Consider the following 4,211-nt stretch of genomic DNA (forward strand, 5'->3'; position numbering starts at 1 on the left):
CCGAGCTGGGCACGCCCCAAACGGTGGCCGTGGCATAACTACGTCTGGGGTTTGGGGAGACTCAGTCTCAAACCGATTTATGCAACAAAGCCATGTATCGGCAGAACTGACGGGATAAGCTGGACGATGCCGGACATTCTAGGCATGGTTTACTCAGTAAAGTGTCTTACAGCCTTGGGTGGCGATTGCTTGAACGTGAAAAAAACCGTTATACAACTCCATGAAACCCGGCACACCTGTTTTGCGTTCCATTCGACTGTTGGACCAGGTTCGCAAGCGCATTGGCTACCTTCACTATAGCCTCAATACCGAAAAGGCTTACCTGTACTGGGTGCGCTTTTTCAACCGCTGACATGGTCGTTCCGGTAGTACACGGCACAGCGATGCGTCTACCGCAATGATGAACGCATGTGCCAAGGGGCTGCAAGCGGAAAACGCGATGGACACCAGAGATTTTTGGGTATGACAGACCGCTTTCGGTTGATGAATGAATGTCTCTTGTGGGTCGTTCTGAGACAGTCGCCTACCGGCCAAGAACGGCCGGTGGCATACCTTACTGCCCACTCACATGCTGGAGAATAGCAATCGCGTTACTGCTGTGCTAGGAAGCAGGCACCCCGATACGCGAGCTTAGCCGGAGAAGTCGCTGTCAGTCCGGTCCACGAACTGGTACTACCTTCTATCCTTGTATGATCCATGGAGCTCAACGAAGCCGTCGTTTGTCGATAACGCGTGAAGATTGGAAATAGCCCATGCCCGCCTCACCTTGCCGTGCATTAGATGCTGCTGCTGTGGTCACCAAGGCCACCTTATGCGCTGCGGAGCAACTGGGTCTGAGCAATCTCGAGTTGGGGGCTGTACTCGGCATCAGTGAAGCATCGGTATCGAGGCTGAAAGCCCGGTCTCGAACGATCACTGTCAAAGCCAAGGAAGGGGAACTGGCGCTTATGCTGATTCGGGTCTTCCGCTCGCTCGACCCACTGGTGGGCCGGAGCGAGGCCAAGCGCTTGGCATGGATGGAGAGTTACAACAAAGCATTGCAGGGCATTCCGAACCAACTCATCCGTAAAGTGGACGGACTTGCTCGAACGCTGGTCTATCTGGAAGGGATGCGGATTGCAAGATGAACGCTACGCCTTAGCTGGATTTCACTAGGTCGCAGACGGATACGGCAAGTCTCCAGATGGAGGGTGGACGAGCTCAACATCCGGGGCTCCTTCCTCAATCAATTCACCGAACTGGGAGCACCCCAGGCGGTGGCCGTGGCATAACTACGCCTGTGGTTTTGGGAAGCTCGACCTCAGAATGATTTATGTGACAGAGCCCTTTACCGCTCAAATCATTGCCGAGTATGCGGTCCCGATTTCTCCGAGCATCTGCTCCCGAAGTAATCGGTACGTTTTGCCTCATGCATGAAGCCGTAAAGTCACTCATTTGCGTCGTTCTATTGTTGGCGTTTCTGTGCAACGAACTTACTAAACCCAAAGAAACCTCATTGACAAAGAATCTGACTTATGAAATCTTCGAAACAATTAATTAAATAAATTTACCTGTCAGAGGCAGAGCTTTGACAGTTGGAGGAACTGTCAATGCTTGGAAGCCAGACCATCCCTATCAATCAAATTCTTGGCCGGTTTTTTCAAAGAAGTGAGCGCTCAATTTCCACGTGGATTTTGCAGCTCTTGGCAATTGCCATTGCGCTTTACGCATGCTTTCCTTCCCATACATTTGCACAAGCCACTGGAAGTCAGCGCTACACCTTGTATATCGATACGGATGGTGGCGCAAATAGTGGCCCTACCGGCTGCTCCGCTACGGTTCAGGATGCCTCGGGCTCCCAAACCCTCTCCGGTATCGACTACCAGGTCCATATCGACACCACCCAGGACACTACGGGTGCAACCGTCAACGCGGTTACCCTTGCCACCTGCAGCAACAATGCCTGGGGCAGCCCCGCTCCGGTAGAGTCCGGCGCCCGCAAGCTCGCCAGCACAACAGCTGCGGGAAAAATCACCGAGCACATTGAAGCGGCCATTCCCATGGCGCAACTGGGCGTCAAGCCAGGCCAGTACCTGACGCTCAACGTGGGTGCCTCGGGCGATTACCTCATCAGTCCGGTTAGTGGGCAGGGGAATGGCTCCATCGGTCTCACGGTACCAAACCCTCAAGCCAGCAGCGCCACGCCAGTGCCACTGATGAGCGCAGCACTCATTGCTGCACTTGCCGCCGCCATGGCTGTGGCTGGATGGTGGGGCATCAAAACAGGCCGCATCAAAGACAATGCTGTTGTGGCGATCTGCACCATCGTGCTGGCATCTTCTGCCTTGGTCACCGGCGTTGTCAGCGCGGCCAATGCACTCTCCAAACTCAGCATCCACGACACCAGCATTGCGGACTGGGCCGGTATATCGGCACTTGCCACTGACCCCGAAGGTGACAATGTTCTCAACACCCCGGATCTGATGGCCCTCTACGGCGCCTTCAGCGATGGACAGCTCTTCATCCGAATTGACGCCAATGCAGGGCGCACGGATAGCGGCGGGCCTGTGGTCTCCGGTAACCGTGACCTGTCTCCATTCGAGAAAGCCTCCGACCTGCCACGCTTTGTGAGCGTTCCCGGCCTGACCGCGCAAGTCCATGCTGACTGGAAGTACCAGGTTCGGGCTGTGGACAGCCAAGGCACTCCCGTCGCTGTTGAAGTCGTCGGTGCCAGTACCCCTGCGGGTGTGACGATCTCGGGGGCGGCGCCTGAACAAATGGTACGTTGGGCACCTTCCACCACAGGTATGCACCGCATCACCCTGCTTGCGCGCGACGGGAATGGCAAGACACAAACCCAGCAATTCCTCTTGGGGGTCAATGACGACGGCAAGCTTCCGCCAGACCCCAAGACACGCGCCACGCCACTTCCGCCCAATGTGCTGACATCTTTTAAAGACAGCACCAAATTCCTCTATGACGATACAGACCCCATTCAAAAGGACGTCGCTGCAGGAACCATAGACCCCATCCGGGCAGCGGTCCTGCGCGGCAGAATATTGGACAAGAATGGCAACCCCCTGGCTGGGGCGACTATCAAAATCCAGGGCCATCCAGAGTACGGCTACACGCAAACCCGCGTTGATGGCTGGTTTGACATGGCTGTCAATGGAGGTGGGTGGCTCACCGTGCATGTTGAAAAGACGGGCTATCTCTCTGCTCAGCGCAAAGTGAACACGCCGTGGCGCGATTGGGCCTTTGCCGATGATGTGGTGCTTATCCCCTTTGATAACCAGTACAGCCAGATTGACCTCACCCGTAACGAGTTGCAGACCTATTGGGGAGGGGAGAACACGGACTACCGAGGCGCACGCCGCACGACCATCGTCTTTCCCGCTGGCACCAAGGCCGTGGCAGAAATGGCGGATGGCTCAACCCAGAATCTGGAGCAACTCACTGTTCGCGTTTCCGAATACACCATTGGTGAAAACGGCCCACAAACCATGCCAGGTGTAGCCCACCACCGTGGGCTACACCTGGGCCGCCAACTTCTCTGCAGATGAGGCACAGGCGCTTGGCGCCAAGCATGTCCGCTTCAACCAGCCAGTCTATACATACACCAATAACTTCATTCAAGCCCCTGTCGGTACAGCGGTTCCGGCGGGCTGGTATGACTTTGAGCGTACAGCGTGGATTGGCTCGGATAACGGACGTGTAGTCCAGATTCTGTCCATTGATGCTGGCCAGGCAGTACTTCGAATCACCGAGGCTGATCGTGCCGCCACCAGCGCCGAACTTGCGCAGCTTGGCATTACTGCTGAAGAGCTGAAAGCGCTTGCGCAAATGTATCCAGTGGGCACGCAGTTGTGGCGTACTCCCATGACACATTTCACACCATGGGATTGCAACTGGCCCTGGGGGCCGCCAGGGGATGCGCCTCCGCCTCCAGGTGATGACGGTCCACCGCCCACTACCCCACCCGATGACAGTCCACCAGATCCGAACAACCCAGACAATGAAGAGCCCCCTTTTGGAGAGGAAGTAGACATTGAATGCGGATGCGATATCTATGTAAAGCAACGCGTCGTGGGGCAAACTGTTCCTTTGCGTGGGACGCCTTTTAACTTGTACTACCGCAGGGCTTTGTTGCATAAATCGGTTTGAGACTGAGTCTCCCCAAACCCCAGACGTAGTTATGCCACGGCCACCGTTTGGGGCGTGCCCAGCTCGGT

Annotated in this window: 3 protein-coding genes; all 3 read left to right on the forward strand. The window is 55.8% G+C overall.

Features of this window, described 5'->3' with window-relative positions:
- Window positions 1–752: 752 nt before the first annotated feature.
- The 3 genes from HNP33_RS20720 to HNP33_RS20730 all read left to right on the forward strand — a co-directional run bounded on the left by HNP33_RS20720 (window position 753) and on the right by HNP33_RS20730 (window position 4,143).
- Window positions 753–1,127, forward strand: a complete 375-nt coding sequence (locus HNP33_RS20720) for an antitoxin Xre-like helix-turn-helix domain-containing protein (protein WP_184711754.1) — start codon at window positions 753–755, stop codon at window positions 1,125–1,127.
- Between the two features lie 633 nt (window positions 1,128–1,760).
- Window positions 1,761–3,542 carry a carboxypeptidase-like regulatory domain-containing protein gene (locus HNP33_RS20725; protein ID WP_184711755.1) on the forward strand — a complete coding sequence of 594 codons (1,782 nt, stop codon included), beginning with the start codon at window positions 1,761–1,763 and terminating at the stop codon, window positions 3,540–3,542.
- Window positions 3,505–4,143 carry a hypothetical protein gene (locus tag HNP33_RS20730; protein WP_184711756.1) on the forward strand — a complete coding sequence of 213 codons (639 nt, stop codon included), beginning with the start codon at window positions 3,505–3,507 and terminating at the stop codon, window positions 4,141–4,143. Before HNP33_RS20725 ends, HNP33_RS20730 begins: the two co-directional genes overlap by 38 nt.
- The last annotated feature ends 68 nt before the right edge of the window (window positions 4,144–4,211 follow it).

The organism is Comamonas odontotermitis (assembly GCF_014207855.1).
Lineage (GTDB): Bacteria > Pseudomonadota > Gammaproteobacteria > Burkholderiales > Burkholderiaceae_C > Comamonas > Comamonas odontotermitis_A.

What these genes read in the sequence shown, in the direction of transcription:
- HNP33_RS20720 (WP_184711754.1), top strand. Translation starts at nt 753, where the DNA reads ATGCCCGCCTCACCTTGCCGTGCATTAGATGCTGCTGCTGTGGTCACC.